The 14,361-nt window shown below is 69.9% G+C and carries 15 protein-coding genes; 8 read left to right on the top strand and 7 right to left on the bottom strand.

Annotated features, from left to right (window positions below; translation table 11 throughout):
* Positions 1-34 precede the first annotated feature (34 nt).
* From Aau02nite_RS34375 to Aau02nite_RS34365, 3 genes are all read right to left on the bottom strand, one after another.
* Positions 35-280, bottom strand: coding sequence for a hypothetical protein (locus Aau02nite_RS34375; RefSeq protein ID WP_212992784.1), 246 nt, complete (start codon positions 278-280; stop codon positions 35-37).
* Between the two features lie 590 nt (positions 281-870).
* A complete protein-coding gene (locus Aau02nite_RS34370; RefSeq protein WP_212992783.1) occupies positions 871-1,185 on the bottom strand; it encodes a hypothetical protein in 315 nt (104 codons plus the stop codon).
* Positions 1,186-1,370: 185 nt separating this feature from the next.
* Positions 1,371-2,318, bottom strand: coding sequence for a TerC family protein (locus tag Aau02nite_RS34365; RefSeq protein ID WP_212992782.1), 948 nt, complete (start codon positions 2,316-2,318; stop codon positions 1,371-1,373).
* Between the two features lie 297 nt (positions 2,319-2,615).
* On the opposite strand from Aau02nite_RS34365, the gene Aau02nite_RS34360 reads away from it, so the two are divergent.
* Entirely contained in the window at positions 2,616-2,930 is a 315-nt protein-coding gene (locus Aau02nite_RS34360; protein ID WP_212992781.1) for a helix-turn-helix transcriptional regulator, read from the top strand.
* A 36-nt stretch (positions 2,931-2,966) separates the two neighbouring features.
* Here the strand turns inward: Aau02nite_RS34360 and Aau02nite_RS34355 are convergent, their stop codons facing one another.
* Complete coding sequence (locus Aau02nite_RS34355) at positions 2,967-4,127, bottom strand: serine hydrolase domain-containing protein (protein WP_246595653.1); 1,161 nt, start codon at positions 4,125-4,127, stop codon at positions 2,967-2,969.
* Between the two features lie 195 nt (positions 4,128-4,322).
* On the opposite strand from Aau02nite_RS34355, the gene Aau02nite_RS34350 reads away from it, so the two are divergent.
* From Aau02nite_RS34350 to Aau02nite_RS34340, 3 genes are all read left to right on the top strand, one after another.
* On the top strand, positions 4,323-5,483 hold the full coding sequence (locus Aau02nite_RS34350) for a serine hydrolase domain-containing protein (RefSeq protein ID WP_212992780.1): 1,161 nt from the start codon (positions 4,323-4,325) through the stop codon (positions 5,481-5,483).
* 311 nt (positions 5,484-5,794) lie between these two features.
* Positions 5,795-6,727: an alpha/beta hydrolase gene (locus tag Aau02nite_RS34345; RefSeq protein WP_212992779.1), complete on the top strand. Its 933-nt coding sequence runs from the start codon at positions 5,795-5,797 to the stop codon at positions 6,725-6,727.
* A gap of 23 nt (positions 6,728-6,750) precedes the next feature.
* A complete protein-coding gene (locus Aau02nite_RS34340; RefSeq protein ID WP_212992778.1) occupies positions 6,751-7,695 on the top strand; it encodes an AraC family transcriptional regulator in 945 nt (314 codons plus the stop codon).
* A 49-nt stretch (positions 7,696-7,744) separates the two neighbouring features.
* On the opposite strand, the gene Aau02nite_RS34335 is transcribed toward Aau02nite_RS34340, so the two are convergent.
* Together Aau02nite_RS34335 and Aau02nite_RS34330 are read right to left on the bottom strand one after the other, a co-directional pair.
* The gene (locus tag Aau02nite_RS34335; RefSeq protein ID WP_246595652.1) at positions 7,745-8,599 is read right to left on the bottom strand and encodes an aldo/keto reductase; all 855 of its coding nucleotides are present in this window, start codon (positions 8,597-8,599) and stop codon (positions 7,745-7,747) included.
* Between the two features lie 136 nt (positions 8,600-8,735).
* Positions 8,736-9,614, bottom strand: a complete 879-nt coding sequence (locus Aau02nite_RS34330) for a helix-turn-helix transcriptional regulator (RefSeq protein ID WP_212992777.1) — start codon at positions 9,612-9,614, stop codon at positions 8,736-8,738.
* 39 nt (positions 9,615-9,653) lie between these two features.
* On the opposite strand from Aau02nite_RS34330, the gene Aau02nite_RS34325 reads away from it, so the two are divergent.
* From Aau02nite_RS34325 to Aau02nite_RS34315, 3 genes are all read left to right on the top strand, one after another.
* Complete coding sequence (locus tag Aau02nite_RS34325; protein WP_212992807.1) at positions 9,654-9,953, top strand: hypothetical protein; 300 nt, start codon at positions 9,654-9,656, stop codon at positions 9,951-9,953.
* Between the two features lie 63 nt (positions 9,954-10,016).
* Positions 10,017-10,559, top strand: coding sequence for a hypothetical protein (locus tag Aau02nite_RS34320; protein ID WP_246595651.1), 543 nt, complete (start codon positions 10,017-10,019; stop codon positions 10,557-10,559).
* 61 nt (positions 10,560-10,620) lie between these two features.
* The gene (locus Aau02nite_RS34315) at positions 10,621-10,815 is read left to right on the top strand and encodes a hypothetical protein (RefSeq protein ID WP_212992776.1); all 195 of its coding nucleotides are present in this window, start codon (positions 10,621-10,623) and stop codon (positions 10,813-10,815) included.
* A gap of 137 nt (positions 10,816-10,952) precedes the next feature.
* Here Aau02nite_RS34315 and Aau02nite_RS34310 read toward each other — a convergent pair whose 3' ends face one another.
* A complete protein-coding gene (locus tag Aau02nite_RS34310; protein ID WP_212992775.1) occupies positions 10,953-13,256 on the bottom strand; it encodes a sialidase family protein in 2,304 nt (767 codons plus the stop codon).
* 221 nt (positions 13,257-13,477) lie between these two features.
* Here Aau02nite_RS34310 and Aau02nite_RS34305 point away from each other — a divergent pair, with 221 nt between their 5' ends.
* Positions 13,478-14,269: a YbaB/EbfC family nucleoid-associated protein gene (locus Aau02nite_RS34305; RefSeq protein ID WP_212992774.1), complete on the top strand. Its 792-nt coding sequence runs from the start codon at positions 13,478-13,480 to the stop codon at positions 14,267-14,269.
* Positions 14,270-14,361 lie beyond the last annotated feature (92 nt).

Here is a 14,361-nt window from a genome sequence, read left to right as displayed (position 1 = left end):
GCAGCACTTCCCGCTTTTCGGACGTCTGTTTCGGTCAACGGCGGCTGGCGAGGGCGACGCCGTGGTGGTGGTCCAGGGCGCCGGGGTCGGTGAAGGCGATCCAGCCGCCGCGGACGAGGACGAGTTCGATGAGTTCGTCGACGACGTCGGGGTGGTCGATGTCCCGGGCGGGCGTGAGGGTGTCGCCGTCGTCGGACAACCGGGCGGGGTAGAACAGCGATTCGTCGACGGCCTGGACTTCCGGCCGGGTGGTGCGGGCGGCCAGCCAGGCGGCGGGCATGCCGGAGGCGACGCGTCCGGCGATGGCGCGCTCGTCGATGAGCGCGAGGGCTTCTTGCTGGCGGCGGTGCAGGTAGGTGTCGAGGACGGCACGGATCCGGGTGGTGAGCTGCCCGGTGTGTCGGCGTGGGTCAGATTGCCGGGGACGGTGCCGGCGAGGCGGCCGCAGTTGGTGGAGATCCGCCGGAATGCGGCGGTGACCCGCTCGCTGCCGACGAGCACCAGCGGTGCGGGGTGCAGCCGCAGGTAGGTGCCGAGGGCGGCGTCGAACAGCCGGGCATGCGCGGAGTCGAGGGCCAGGACGAGGTGTCGCGGGGTGCGGTGCAGGGCCCGTACGAGGTCCCGGGTGGCGAAGGTTGGGTCCACGACGGCGCGGTCACGCACGACGATGGGCAGCCGGATGAGGGCCTCGGTACTGGCACAGGCGTAGAGGGCGAGGGCATGGGCGGCGGGGGTGGTGCTCAGCAGCACGCTGATCGCCGGGTACTCGCGGACCTGTTGCAGCGCGGTGATCTGGGCGGCTGCCGGGGTTGCTCCGGTGATGGTCGGCATCGCGGGTTCCTCCATGGTCGCGGGTCGGGCGGCTCAGACTCAGAGGGCGAGGTGTCGTTCGTCGGTGGAGCGGGACGGTGGGGCAGCTGTGCTGTGGTCGAGGTGCGGACCGTGCTCGAAGGTGCCGCTGGGGCCGTGCAGGGGCAGGGCCGTGACGACAGCGACGGCGCCGAACCGGTCGACGAGCCGGTGTACGGCGGTGGCCGGCAGTGCGCGCCGCGTGTCGGTGCCGGCCGGTACGAGCAGGGTGGAGCGGAAATAGGCGACGCCGACCGCGTGCAGGATGGGTGTCACACGGGCGACGACGGCGATGCTCCGGGAGCGGATGCGACGGTTGCGTGCGAGGTGCAGCACGGCGTTGACGCTGCATCCGGTGGTGTGGACGGTTGCGGCAGGGGGCCTCGGTGAGGACGGCGAGCACGGGTCCGGATCCGGGGGTGCGGCCGGCGACCTCGTGCGTGTGGGGGCGTACCGGAATGCTGGTCATGAGCTGATCGCTTTCTTCCGGGGTGGACGTGAAGAGAGATGCTCTGTGGGGATCAGCTGCGGGGCTCGGCCGTGCCCGACAGGGCCGCCTGGCGGGTGCTGCGCAAGCTCCACACGATCGACACGGTGATCGTGACGACGATGACGCCGAGGGTGACCGGGATGGGTAGCTTGCCGACGGAGGTCTCCGACAGGATCAGCTTGACGCCGGCGAAGGCGAGCAGCACCGCGAGGCCGTAGTGCAGATGGACGAAGCGGCGCAGCAGTCCGGCGAGGCAGAAGTAGAGGCTGCGCAGGCCGAGGATGGCGAACGCGTTGGCTGTCCAGACGATGAACGTGCTGGTGGTGATGGCCAGGATCGCCGCGACGGAATCGACGGCGAAGATCAGGTCGGTGGCCTCCACCGCGATGAGGACGACGAACAGCAGGGTGGCGACGCGTCTGCCGTCGATCCGGGTGAAGAACCTGTCGCCGTGGTAGCGCGCATCGGTCGGGACCACCTTGCGGACCAGCCGTACGACGGGGTTGCGGTCCGGCGGCGTCTGCTCGCCGTGACGGAAGGCCATCTTGTAGCCGGTGTAGATCAGGAAGACGCCGAACACGTACGCGGTCCAGAAGAACGTCTCGAGCAGCTCGGCCCCGACGAAGATGAACACCAGCCGGAACAGCAGCGCGCCGATGACGCCCCAGAACAGGACCTTGTGCTGCACCGACGCCGGCACGGCGAAGTAGGTGAAGATCAGCGCGAACACGAAGACGTTGTCGATCGACAGGGCCTTCTCGATCAGGTACCCGGCGTAGTAGGTGCCGGCGACGTCGCCGCCCTGCCACCCCCACAGGATGACGCCGAACAGCAGGCCGGCGGCGATCCAGATACCGGACCAGAGCGCCGCCTCGCGAAAGCCGATGACGTGGTTGTCACGGTGCAGGAACAGGTCGACCGCGAGCATCGCCGCGATCGCCAGCATGAGAACAGCCCAGACCCACCAGGACACGGACATATGAAGGGGAGACCTCTCGTCCAGCCGAGCCCGTGGCGGCGGGCCGGCGTTGCTGGACGAAGGTCTCCCCGGGCCACCGGACCGGTGGCTGCGCTACCGAGACCCGGATCTGCCGGGTCCGTACTGACGGTGGCGCCTGGTGCGTCGGGTACTCCCCCTCGAACTACGTACAACTATTCACGAAGTACGCTTCGCATGTCAAGGGCTCGACGGGGAAAGGGCGATGTCGTTTTCGTGTCTTGAGGTGCGTACATTGAGAGACGCATACGCCGGTTCGACCGCGGGGATGGTCAGCACATGCCTCAAGCAGCTCAGGCCCGATCGGCGTCCGGGGCCAAAGAGTGGACCTTCCTGACCAACCACGCCCACGTCCTGCTGGCGATCGCCCGGGAACCGACCGCCCGGCTGCGCGATGTCGCCGACGCGGTGGGCATCACCGAGCGCGCCGCCCAGGCCATCGTCGCCGACCTCGAAGCCGCCGGCTACCTGCAGCGGGAACGCGTCGGGCGGCGCAATCAGTACACCCTCAATCCCGCCGGCCGGTTCCGGCACCCCGCCGAAGCCGACCGCAGCATCGGTGAGCTGCTCAACGTGTTCACCGGCACACCGTAGGTCTCCCCCTCACCGGTGCCCCTGCGCCTCTGAGCGCTACCGCCCCGCACAGAGCGCGGCGTCGACGATGCCGCCCCGCGCGCCGCTGACCGAGGAGTCCCGCAGCGACCCGGTCATAGCGGTGACCGTGAGGGTCACCGCCCGGCCGTCGTCGGTCGCCCAGTCGAGGGTCGAATAGCCGGGGATGTCACCGCCGTGGCCCCAGGCGACGCCCCCACAGGTCAGCGGAGCACGCATCAGGCCGAGGCCGTAGCCGGCGCCCTCGCCCAGGTCGACGACCGTCCGCATCTGGCGGAGCTGGGCCGGTCCGAGGATTTTGCCGTCCAGCAGCGCGCGCAGGAACGTGTTGAGGTCGCCGGGTGTCGACACGACCTGGCCGGCGCCCCAGCCCCAGCTCGGGTCCATGACGGTGAAGTCGCGCAGGTCGCCGCCGGGCACCCGCTGGTATCCCAACGGGTGCGGCCCACGGACGCGCTGCTCGCCGACCCCGGGCACGTACGTGTCGCGCAGGCCGATCCGGTCGATGACCCGGGTGGTGATCAGCTCGGCCAGCGGGCGGCCGGTGACCTTCTGCGCGATCAGGCCGGCCAGGACGTACCCGGTGTTGCTGTAGGCCCAGCCGGCGCCGACCGGTCCGGGCTCCGCGGTCAGCGCCAGGTCGATCAGGGCGCGGGGTTCGTGGTAGCGGTGCCGGGTGGCGAAGAAGTCGGGCAGTTCGGTGCCGGGAACCACGGTGAACATCACCTCGGTGTAGTCCGGCAGCCCGCTGGTGTGCTGCAGCAGGTGGCGCACCGTGATCCGGTCCGGCTCGAAGCCGGTGCCGTGCACGACGCCGGGCAGGTAGGTCTCCACGCTCTCGTCGAGCCCGAGCTTGCCCTCGCCGGCCAGCTGCAGGACGACGACGGCGAGGAACATCTTGCTCGCGCTGCCGATCCGCACCTGGCCGTTGACCGGCACGGGCGCGCCGCTGCGGAGGTCACCGACGCCGGCCGTGTAGTGCTTGGCGCGGCCCTGCCGGTCACGCACCGCGGCCAGCACGCCCGGGTACCGGCCGGGTCCGACCAGGGTCTCGATGCTGCGCTGTACCTCATCGGGGCGCGGACCGGCCTGCGCGGCCGGCGCCGGCGCCACGGCGGCCAGACCGGCGGCCACCGCCACCGCGGCGACCATCCGGCGGACGGAAACGGATGTGGGCATGGCGAACTCCTCGGATCCGGGACGGGGAACGCCCCGAATCCTTCGTCGTCACTCCACTGTGCAGCAATCCCACCTGTGGGCCCGGTCGCGGTAGTGCAGGCTGTACCGCGGCAGGGGTGTGCACGGGATCGATGGCGGCCACGCTGCTGCACAGACTGATCGGGCCACATCGGACCGATCCCATGGGGGACTGCCATGTCACACCCGTTCGCCACTGCCACCCGCCGCCGGGGAGCCGCCGCGCTCACCGCGCTGGTGGCGCTGACCGGCCTCGCGCTGACCGCCCCGCCGGAAGCCGAGGCGGCTACCGTGGCCACTCACGACCGCGCTCTGCAGCGCAGCCTCGAAGGCCTCGTCCGCAACCCCGCCGTTCCGGCCGCGCTCGCCTCAGTGCGGGACAAGCACGGACGGGTCACGAACTACACCGCCGGTGTCGCCGACATCCGCACCCGCGCCAAGGTGCCGACCGACGGCTACGTCCGGATCGCCAGCAGCACCAAGATGTTCACCGCGGTCGTTGTCCTGCAGCTGGCCGGCGAGGGCAGGATCGAACTCGACGAGAGCGTGGAGACGTACCTGCCCGGCGTGGTCCGCGGCAAGGACATCGACGCCGAGAAGATCACCGTCCGGCAGCTCCTGCAGCACACCAGCGGCCTGCAGAGCAACACGTTCATGGACAAGGGGATCCTGCCCATCCGCGACCGGTACTTCGACGCCCGGGAGCTGCTCGACTCGACCCTGGCCCAGGGCCCGGCGTTCGCGCCCGGCACGGACTGGGACTACAGCAACGGCGGCTACGTCCTGCTCGGCCTGATCGCGCAGAAGGTGGCCGGCCGCCCGTTCGCCGAGCTCGTCACGACCCGCATCATCAACCGGCTCGGCCTCTCCGAGACGTACTACCCCGGGCCCGGCGACCGCACCATCCGCCAGCCGCACGCCAAGGGCTACCTGCCGGTCGACGAGGACGGCAAGCTGCTCGACATCACCGAGTTCGACCCGTCCATCGCCGGCGCGGCCGGTCAGATCATCGCCACCCCCAGCGACGTGAACAAGTTCCTCGTCGGCCTGCACACCGGCAAACTGCTCGAGTCGCGCGAGCTGGCCGAGATGCGCAAGACCGTGCCGACCAACCTGCTGCCCGGCTGGTCCTACGGCCTCGGGCTGATCAAGTTCGACCTGAGCTGCGGCGGCACCGCCTACGGGCACGGCGGCGACGCGGACGGCTACGAGAGCCGCGCCGCCATCACCACCGACGGCCGCGCCGTCACCGTGGTCATCACCAACGACCAGAACGCCGAGGCCACGACGATGAAGCTCATCGAGATTTTCGACGCCGCGCTCTGCGCCAAGAAGTAACCCGGCGCTCCAGCGGCGGCAGCCGATGCCGGTCGCCAGCCGCAGCACCGGATGGCCCTCGCCGTGCGCCTTCGGGAGCGCGACGAGGGCCAGCAGGCCGGCGCCGACGCTGTCGGCGGCGGCCAACACGGTCTCGTCTGGAAGGATCAGGCAAGAAGCTGCAAACGCGCGCCCTGTCCGGTCGTCACCTGCGCCCGTAGCGTTTTCCCTGATACCAGCGCCCTTATCGCCCACCCGGAGGCGACCGGCGTTTCGCCAGAACCTGGCGGGCTCTGCCGAGGGGTGACGACAACAGACAGGAATTTCTCATCATGGCCACACCGTCGAGCACCGCCGACCAGCAGCTTGCTGCTGCGATCAACGCCTTCGCCGAGGGACTGGCCTACGTCAAGCGATCCCCGGTGCTGCGCACCCCCGCCGACGAAGGACTCGGTTACCAGGAGTTGACCTACCCGTCCTCCGACGGTGTACCACTGGAAGCCTGGTACATCCCGCACGAGGGATCCGACAAGCTGATCGTGTCCATGCACGCCTTCGGCTTCAACCGCTACGGCTTCGCCTCGCACATCGAACCGTGGAAGTCGATGTACGGGCCCGGCAACGACACCGAGATCAACTTCATCAAGGACTACAAGATCCTGTACGACGCCGGGTACAACGTCCTCGCCTTCGACTTCCGAAACCACGGACTCAGCGGGGCTGCGAACGGCGGGCTGTCGCTGAACAACACGTTCGAGGCTCGTGACGTCATCGGGACGATGACCTACATTCGATCGCGGCCCGACCTCGCCGCGATGGACCTCGGTCTGTTCACCCGGTGCATGGGTTCCAGCGCCACCTTCCGCGCCATCCACACCGACCCGCACGCGTTCACGGATGTGCGCTGCCTGGTCGCGCCGCTGCTGCTGTCTCCGCGACCCTTCCTGGAGACGGTGATGGAAAGCGCCGGCCTCGCCGAGCACGTCGATGCCGCCGAACGCCGGTACCACGAGCTCACCGGCGGTGATCTGAACACCCGGACCAGCGCCTGGGCGCCCGCCGTGACGATGCCGACCCTGACGTACGCCGTGCGCAACGACTCGATCCTCAAGGCCGGCGACGTGGAGGAGTCGTACGCGGCGATCGGCTCGAACGACAAGGACATCTTCTGGATCGAGGACACCACTCGCCGCTGGGACGGCTACCAGTGGTTCCAGAACCACCCGCAGCGGATCCTCGACTGGTTCGCCACCCACCTGAAGTGATCCACCGCAGTAGCATCAACGGTGTGCGTCTGGATGACATCGGCCGCCGGCTCGCGGACATCGCACCGACGGCCACGACCGATGTTCCCGGCCTGGGGGTGCGAGTCCACGTGGCCCTGCACCCCACACCACCCATCCCGGTGATCTTCGAGCCGATGCTGTATCTGGTTTTCCAAGGGACGAAGCGACTCCTCGGCCCCGGAGGAGAACTGACCTACGGACCCGGAGACCTGGTCACGACAGCGGTACACACCCCGGCGTTGACCGAAGTTCTGGTCGCCTCCGCTGACAAGCCGTACCGCGCCCTGGAGATACCCTTCGACCCGCAGCTGGTCACCGCCCTGATCGCCGACATGCACACCACGCCGGCACCGGCCACGGTCGAGACCATCGCGGTCCACCCGCTCCCCGAAAAGGTCCTGGACCCCGTGCACCGGCTGCTGCGGCTGGCCGACGAACCCGACGCCGCGAAGGTCCTGGCGCACGGCGTCAAACGCGAAGTCTGGTATCGCGTGCTCACCGGACCCGACGGCGGTGCGTTCCTCGACCTGTCACGAACCAACTCCCTACTGCACCGCGCCCACGCGGTGACCACGTGGATGCACCAGAACCTGGACGAGCCGTTCGACGCCGGCCGCGTCGCCGCATTGGCGAACATGAGCGTCACGTCGCTCTACCGCCTCTTCAAGTCCGCCACCGGCGCCAGCCCGGGCAGCTATCACAAGCAGCTACGCCTGATGGAGGGCCGGCGCCGGGTCGTGCAAGGGGCAGACACCATCCAGCAGATCGCCGCCTCCGTGGGATTCGCGAGCCCGTCACAGTTCACCCGCGACTACCGGCGTGCTTTCGGCACGGCACCCAAGGCGGACTTTCCCGCCGCTCGCGAGCGATCGTCACCCTCGCGGTACGAGCATCCACCGCGGTCCGCATGGGCCCGTTCGTTGCCGCCGAGGCCGGCCGGTACCTGACCCCACTCACTGCCCAGGACGCGACTGCTCGGCACCTGGCCAGCTGCGATCAGGTGAGCTTCATGTTGTTGATGAAGTCGACGGTGTCGGCGTCGCGGTGGTCGAAGGCCGGTCCGGTCCGGCCGTCGAGGGTCGCGATACGCGCCAGGTCGGCGTCGGTGAGCTCGAAGTCGAAGACGGCGAGGTTCTCGCGGATGCGCTGGGGCCTGGTGGACTTCACGACCGCCGGCACCTGGCGCTGCATCAGCCAGCGGAGCACGATCTGAGCTGCGGACTTGTCGTGCGCGCCGGCCAGTTCGGTGAGCACCGGATCCTGCAGCAGGTCGTGTTGCCCCTGCGCCAGCGGGCCCCAGGCTTGGATCTGCACGGCCCGCTTGCGCAGGGCCTGCTCGTCGGCGGCGCGCTGGAGGTAGGGGTGCGTCTCCACCTGATCGACGGCCGGGACGATCTCGTTGTGCGCGATGAGGTCGGTGAGCCGGTCCGGGTGAAAGTTGGAGACGCCGATGGCGCGTACCGAACCCTGGTGATGGGCGGCCTCCAGCGCGCGCCAGGTGCCGTAGTAGTCGCCGTAGGGCGCGTGGACCAGGCACAGGTCGAGCTGGTCGAGGCCGAGCCTGCGCAGCGACGTTTCGAACGCGCGCTCGGCGGCTTCGTCGCCGGCGTCCTGGATCCAGAGCTTCGTCGTGATGAACAGCTCGTCGCGCGGGATGCCACTGGCGGCGATCGCGCGTCCCACGGCTTCTTCGTTCCGGTAGGCCGCCGCGGTGTCGATCGAGCGGTAGCCGGCCTCGAACGCTTCGAGGGCAGCTCGCTCGGTGTCCTCCGGCGGAATCTGGAAGACGCCGAAGCCGAGCAGAGGCATCTCGACGCCGTTGTTCAAGGTGATGGTGGGGGCCTTGCTCACGATTGTGCTCCTCGTGATCTGTCGTGGTCGTTCCTGCCCCTCCAGGAAAGCCCGGGATCCGGCTCGGGTGAGAGTCCCTGACCTGGCAGGTACCGGCAGGGACCCCCAGCGCCGGGGTACCTGCGCCTTACGCCGGTCAGCTCTCGGCCAGGGAGCCGTCCGCCGTGCTGGCAACGGTCGCTGCCCAGCCGGCCAGCAACGTCAGAGCATCAGCGGCGGCGCTGCCCGGCTCGGCGTTGTAGACCGACACCTGCAGGCCGCTGTCGTCCGGTAGGGGCAGCGCTTCGAAGTCGAGGGTGAGCTCGCCGACGACCGGGTGCCGGAAGCGTTTGCTGCCGTCGCGGAAGGCGTACACGTCGTGTGAGCCCCACAGAACCCGGAACGTGTCGCTACGGGTCGACAATTCACCGATCAGGTTCGACAGCTGGCGGTCGTACGGATTCTTGGCTGCCTCGGCCCGGAAATGCCCGACGGTGCTACGGGCGATGCGGTCGTAGTCGGCAAAAAAGTGCCGGGCTGCCGGGTTCAGGAACGCGAACCGGGCCATGCTCTCTTCGCAGGCGGGATCGGCGTACAGGTCGGCGAACAGGGCGCGGCCGAGCGGGTTGGCCGCCAGCACCTCAAGACGATTGTTACTCACGTATGCCGGCATGCCGGGCAGGCCCTCGATCATCCGCGCCACCGACGGCCGCACGGCCGGGGCCACGGCACGCTTACTCACCCGAGATCGCGGGGTAGCCGCCGCCCGCGCCAGATGATGCAGGTGAGCCTGTTCGATCTCGTCCAGTTGCAGCGCCCGGGACAGCGCGTCCAAGACGCTCCCGGAGACACCGCCCAGGTTGCCACGCTCGAGCCGGGTGTAATACTCGGCGCTCACCCCAGCCAGCTGGGCGACCTCGCCGCGCCGCAACCCCGGCACCCGCCGCTCACCGTACGACTGCACGCCCGCCCGCTCCGGCGTGATCTTGTCCCGGCGCGACTTGAGGAAAGCACTGACTTCCGCCCGGTTGTCCATGATCCCAGCGTAGGCACCTCATCCACCGGCTGGGGGTCCCTGCCGGCACCCCCCACACCGCGAAGCACCGACTCCCTGCTGTCGATCGGCTCCCGCGGTTCAGTGCTGTCCATCGGCAGCGTCGGCTCAGCCGGATCGATCCTGTCGGTCGGTTCCGCGCTCTCGACCGGATCGGCCCTGTCCTGGCGGTCGCGGTGGGCGTTGCTCTCCGACCACTCGTTCGGGACGGCGTTGACGTCCCACGACCGCGCCCGCGCGGTCACCCGGCCGCCCGCGGTGTTCGCTGCGGTCACCCTCGCCGCCTATGCCGGGTACCTGGTGGCGACCAGGACGTGCTGATGAACCACTGACCAGGTCGGCGAAGCGTCCACGGGCTCGCGGCCGTGCCCATACGCTGACGATGTGCATACCGTCCTCAACAAGGGCAGCCGGTTGGACCCGGACGTCACGCTCCCGGAGCACGCCGGCCTGACGATGGTCTCCGGAGCGCCGGTGGAGCTGCTGTTGGCGCTGAGGCGTCCGCACGAGCTGGAGGTGCAAGCGGTCACCGCGGCCCCGACCCGATTCGCGTGGATCGACGTCGGCGCTGCCGGGGTCCTGTTGTACCGTCTCGGCCCGGTGCTGCCCTGGGGGCAGGTGACCTTCCACCCCCATCTGGTTCCGGCCGAGGAGGGACCGGCCGGCGTCGACGGTACGCAGGGGGTGCGGATCGCGCTGGTCGACCGGGACACCAGGGTGGTCCGGGCGGTGCACCGGGTGCGGTGGCCGGTCGGCTTCCTGTCGGTGGTACGGGAGTCGGTGGCCAGGATGCAGGAGACGCCGTACGACCGCCTGGCTCACCAGCATGCCGTTGCCGCGTTGCACCGCCGGTACCGGACACCCGAGGACCTGCTGATCGACCGGGTCGACGCGCAATGCACTGCCGTACCGATCCGCGCGGGATGACCTCGCACTCAGCCCTGGGACCGCGGGCCGGATCGCATCGATATGGGCACCATGCGCGGCCATGAACCAACGAGAACGATTCCACAGTGCGGCCGTCGAGCAGGGCATCCCGGACGATGAGATCACGACGTTCACCGGATTCCTGCGGTTCGCGATCGGGACGAGCTCCCGCTACGACGGTGTGCCCGTCGGGCAGATGGGCGGACTCTCCCCCGGGTCGACGACCTGCCGCTGCCGGCCGGCACCCCGATGGTGACCGCCCCACGGCATCCCCTCGGGCAGCCGGGGCAGACGTCCTCGGGGTAACCCCGGAGGTCGACCGCCTCGGCGACGGGGAGCGGGCAGCGGAGGCCGCCCCCGCACCGGCCTGGAACGGTAGCCGCTACCCGATCGTCAGCCGTTACGGGTGTACACGTCGTCGACGAGGAAGTTCTCGTCGGCGTCGGCGGTGCTGCTCGCCGAGAACGAGTGACCGCTCAGCGCGGAGGTGGCACCGTCAGCGCGGGTCGCCGTGCCGATGAGCCGGCCGTTCACGGTGATCGTGGCCGTCGTCGTGGTCGCCCGCACCTCGACGTCCGTCCAGACGCAACCACCCGTGCAGGACACCGACGGGTTGAAGGACTGCCCCGTGCCGAGGGAGCGCCAGACCCTGCCGTCGTAGTACCGCACGGATCCCTCCCTGGTGAGCGCGAAGTGGAACGCCGCCTGGCGGGTGCCGGTGAGGACGTCGAACAGCAGCGCCGAGGATTCCGGCCCGCCGGTCGTCCGCCACTGGTCGGGGTGGAAGCGGAACCCGACCGTCTTGGCGCCGGCGGCGGAGTCGAGGCGGCGGACCGCCGGGAGGTGCGCGGTGCTGCCGTCAGCGATCCGCAGAGCCCGGCTGCTGCCGCTGCCGGCGGTCGACTGGCTCACCCATACGCCGATGTGACCGGCGCCGGCGTCGTCCAGGGTGTGGTCGGCCCGATAGCCGCGCGGGATGCCGTTGACCGGGTCGTTCTCGAAGGAGTTGACGTCGTCGGCGTACAGCTCGATCTCGTTGAGCTGGCTGCACGGCGCCGCGACGCCCGGCGGGCAGATCGACGACTCACCGACCAGTACCCGCACGTGCCGAGCCTGCCGGGCAGCGGTGGGAGTGGTGTACTTCAGCGCGTACCCGCTCTGATTCGTGACGCTGTACCAGTCGGCCCACGGCGCGTCGGCGGTGAGCCTGGTCTGCACCGTGGCGCTCGCAGCGCCGCCGATCGCCAGGCTCAGCCCCACCTTCGACAGGGTGTACGCGCGGTCGAGGGAGATGTCGAAGACACCCGCGCCGCCGGACCGGATCGCGCTCGACCACATCTCGTTGCTGCCGTCGACCGCGCCGCGGCTGCCGGTCCGCGGATGACCCGCGATCGCGGCGCCGTAGTCCCCGCCGAGCTGCACCGTCCCGGCGGTCACCTTGCCGGCCAGGTCGATCTTGCCGACGCCGGCGGTCAGGATGTCGGCCAGCACCCGCTTGATCTGGAACGTGGTGGTTCCGTCGGACATGGTGGCGCCGCGCCAGGTGCATTTGTTGCGGTTGGTGCCGTCGTAGACGAGGGCGTGGCAGGAGTCGGCCATCAGCACGGCCCGGTTGGCCTCGGTCCACACCAGGTCGGCGTTGCCGCTGGTGCCGTCGTTCAGGTCTTGCGGGGCGGCCACCGAGTGGTTGTCGTAGAACGAGCGTTTCACGTCCCAGGTGCGGCCGGTGCCGTCGTACGACAGCGCCACGAAGTTCTGCGGACGGCCCGCCACCAGCGCGAGGATGCCGTTGGGCAGCAGCGACAGCTGCGGCATGATCCGCCCGAACGGCCGGTTGCCGTTGGCGTCAGCGGCGAACTCGGGGATCGGCGCGGCCGCCGCGGTCCACGTGGTGCCGGCGGTGCTGGACCGGCGTACCCAGAGGTTGTCGTACGTGGACGGGCGCATCACCGCGACCAGGTCGCCGTTCCCGGCGAGGACCAGCCCGGTCTCGGAGAAGCTCCGGGAGCTGGTTCCCTGCGCGATGGTGGCACGCAGATTCCAGGTGAGGCCCTGATCCACGCTGGCCAGCAGCATCGAGGTCGTGATCTGCGGATCGGTCACCGCGTACCCCGCCATCAGCACCGGTCCGCCCGGGACCTGCACCAGGGAGGTGGGAATCAAATTCGCGGTGGGGTGGACGAACGACTGCGGCGCGATGTCGACCTGCGCCGGGACGGGCGCACTGTACGTGCCGGCGTCGTCGGACGAGTACGAGACAGGCACGGTGCGCTGCTGGGGACGTGCGGGGCCGGTCGCCGGCGGCGTCTGCCCGACGAGGCCGACGTGGAGCACCCGTCCGTCGTCGAGCCGGGTCGCCGTCTCGCGACTGTCCCCCAGCGACGCGGTGAACGTCTGCCCACCGTTGGCCGACGTGAGCCGGCCCGGCTCCGCGCTGGGGCCGGCGTCGTAGTGGCGCAGGTACCCGGCCCGGACCGGCCGGGTGGGGTTCTGCGCCGTCCCCGAGTCGTAGGCGCTCGTCATCGCGAACCAGGCGGGCGTGTCACCGGGCGGGTCGAAGGCTGTGCCGGGCGCGCCGAGCACCAGCGCGGGCGCGGCCGGTGACAGCCCGGCGACCTCCGTCCTGGTCGCCGCCGCGGCGCTCACCGGCGGAGCCACCACCGGTGTCACGATCAGCGCCAGCATTCCGGCAAGCATGGAACCCATCGAACGACGCATACTGCCCTCCCCCGTCAGTCGGATCATCGTGCCACGGGAGGGTAGCGCCGGGCGATGAGCACCGGAACTCCACTGAGGATTCATCCGGGCGACCTCCACGTGTGGATGAGGACCACCCGGTGAGCAGAGGGACAGCGGCTGGCGCTGCCGGTCCGTTACGGTGGGCTTTCCTCTTGTCTAGGCATGTTCGGAGTTGATCTGTGGCAGAGCCGACCGGTGAGGCCCGCCCCGGTTTCTTCCCCGAGCTGCAGGGCCTGCAACGAGACGCGGCAGTCCTGGCCGGCCGGTTCGAGGCCGCCGAGGCTGCGGTGAGCGAGGCGTCGGGTCGAGACCCGTCCGAGAAGGTACGCGTGGTGCTGGCGGCGCTCGGCCGGATCGCCTCCGTGGAGGTCGACCCGCAGTGGCAGTCGCGGATCCGCCCCGGCGACCTGTCCCCCACTGTGCTGGCCGCCTATCAGGACGCCGGCAGCCGGCGCTTGGAGACCTGGGCAGCAGAGATCGGCCGGACGGACATCCGCCCCGGTCCACACGATCAGGGCTCCATGCTGGGCGATGACGCGCCGGCCGCACCGGCAGAGGCGGGGTCCGGTCCAGCCGACGAGTCGTCGCACGAGTCGATCCGCCGGTTGTGGTCGCTGCTTCAAGAGGCGACCGACCGGCTCGACGACGTGGTCCGGGCGGCAGCGGCCCGCAGCGAGACCGTCATGACCGGTCATGACCCGGGCGGGCACGTCACCGCGTCCTTCACCGGCGGCGGCGAGCTGACCAACCTGGCTATCGACGAGGCATGGGCCGCTGAAGCCAGCGCCCGCGAGATCGGCACAGCACTGACAGCAGCGATCACCGACGGGTACGCCGCAGTCGACCGCAGTGCACACGAGGCCACGACCCAGTGGCCGTTCCCCGACCTCGACCGGATCAGCGGCAGCCCGACCGCGCTGCTGGCGACGCTGGGCCTGCCGTCGATGCCCGACACCGAACCGAAGGGGTAGTCATGCCACCCACCGAGCAGCAGATCCAGGCCGCGATCCAGGCCCTGCGCAAGGACGCTGCCACCTGGGCCGCCGGTAAGGACAAGCTGGTC

This window comes from Actinoplanes auranticolor (assembly GCF_018332655.1).
GTDB classification, from domain to species: Bacteria; Actinomycetota; Actinomycetes; order Mycobacteriales; family Micromonosporaceae; genus Actinoplanes; species Actinoplanes auranticolor.
Note: the sequence above shows the minus strand (reverse complement) of the source record. Positions and strands in the feature narration are given on the sequence as shown.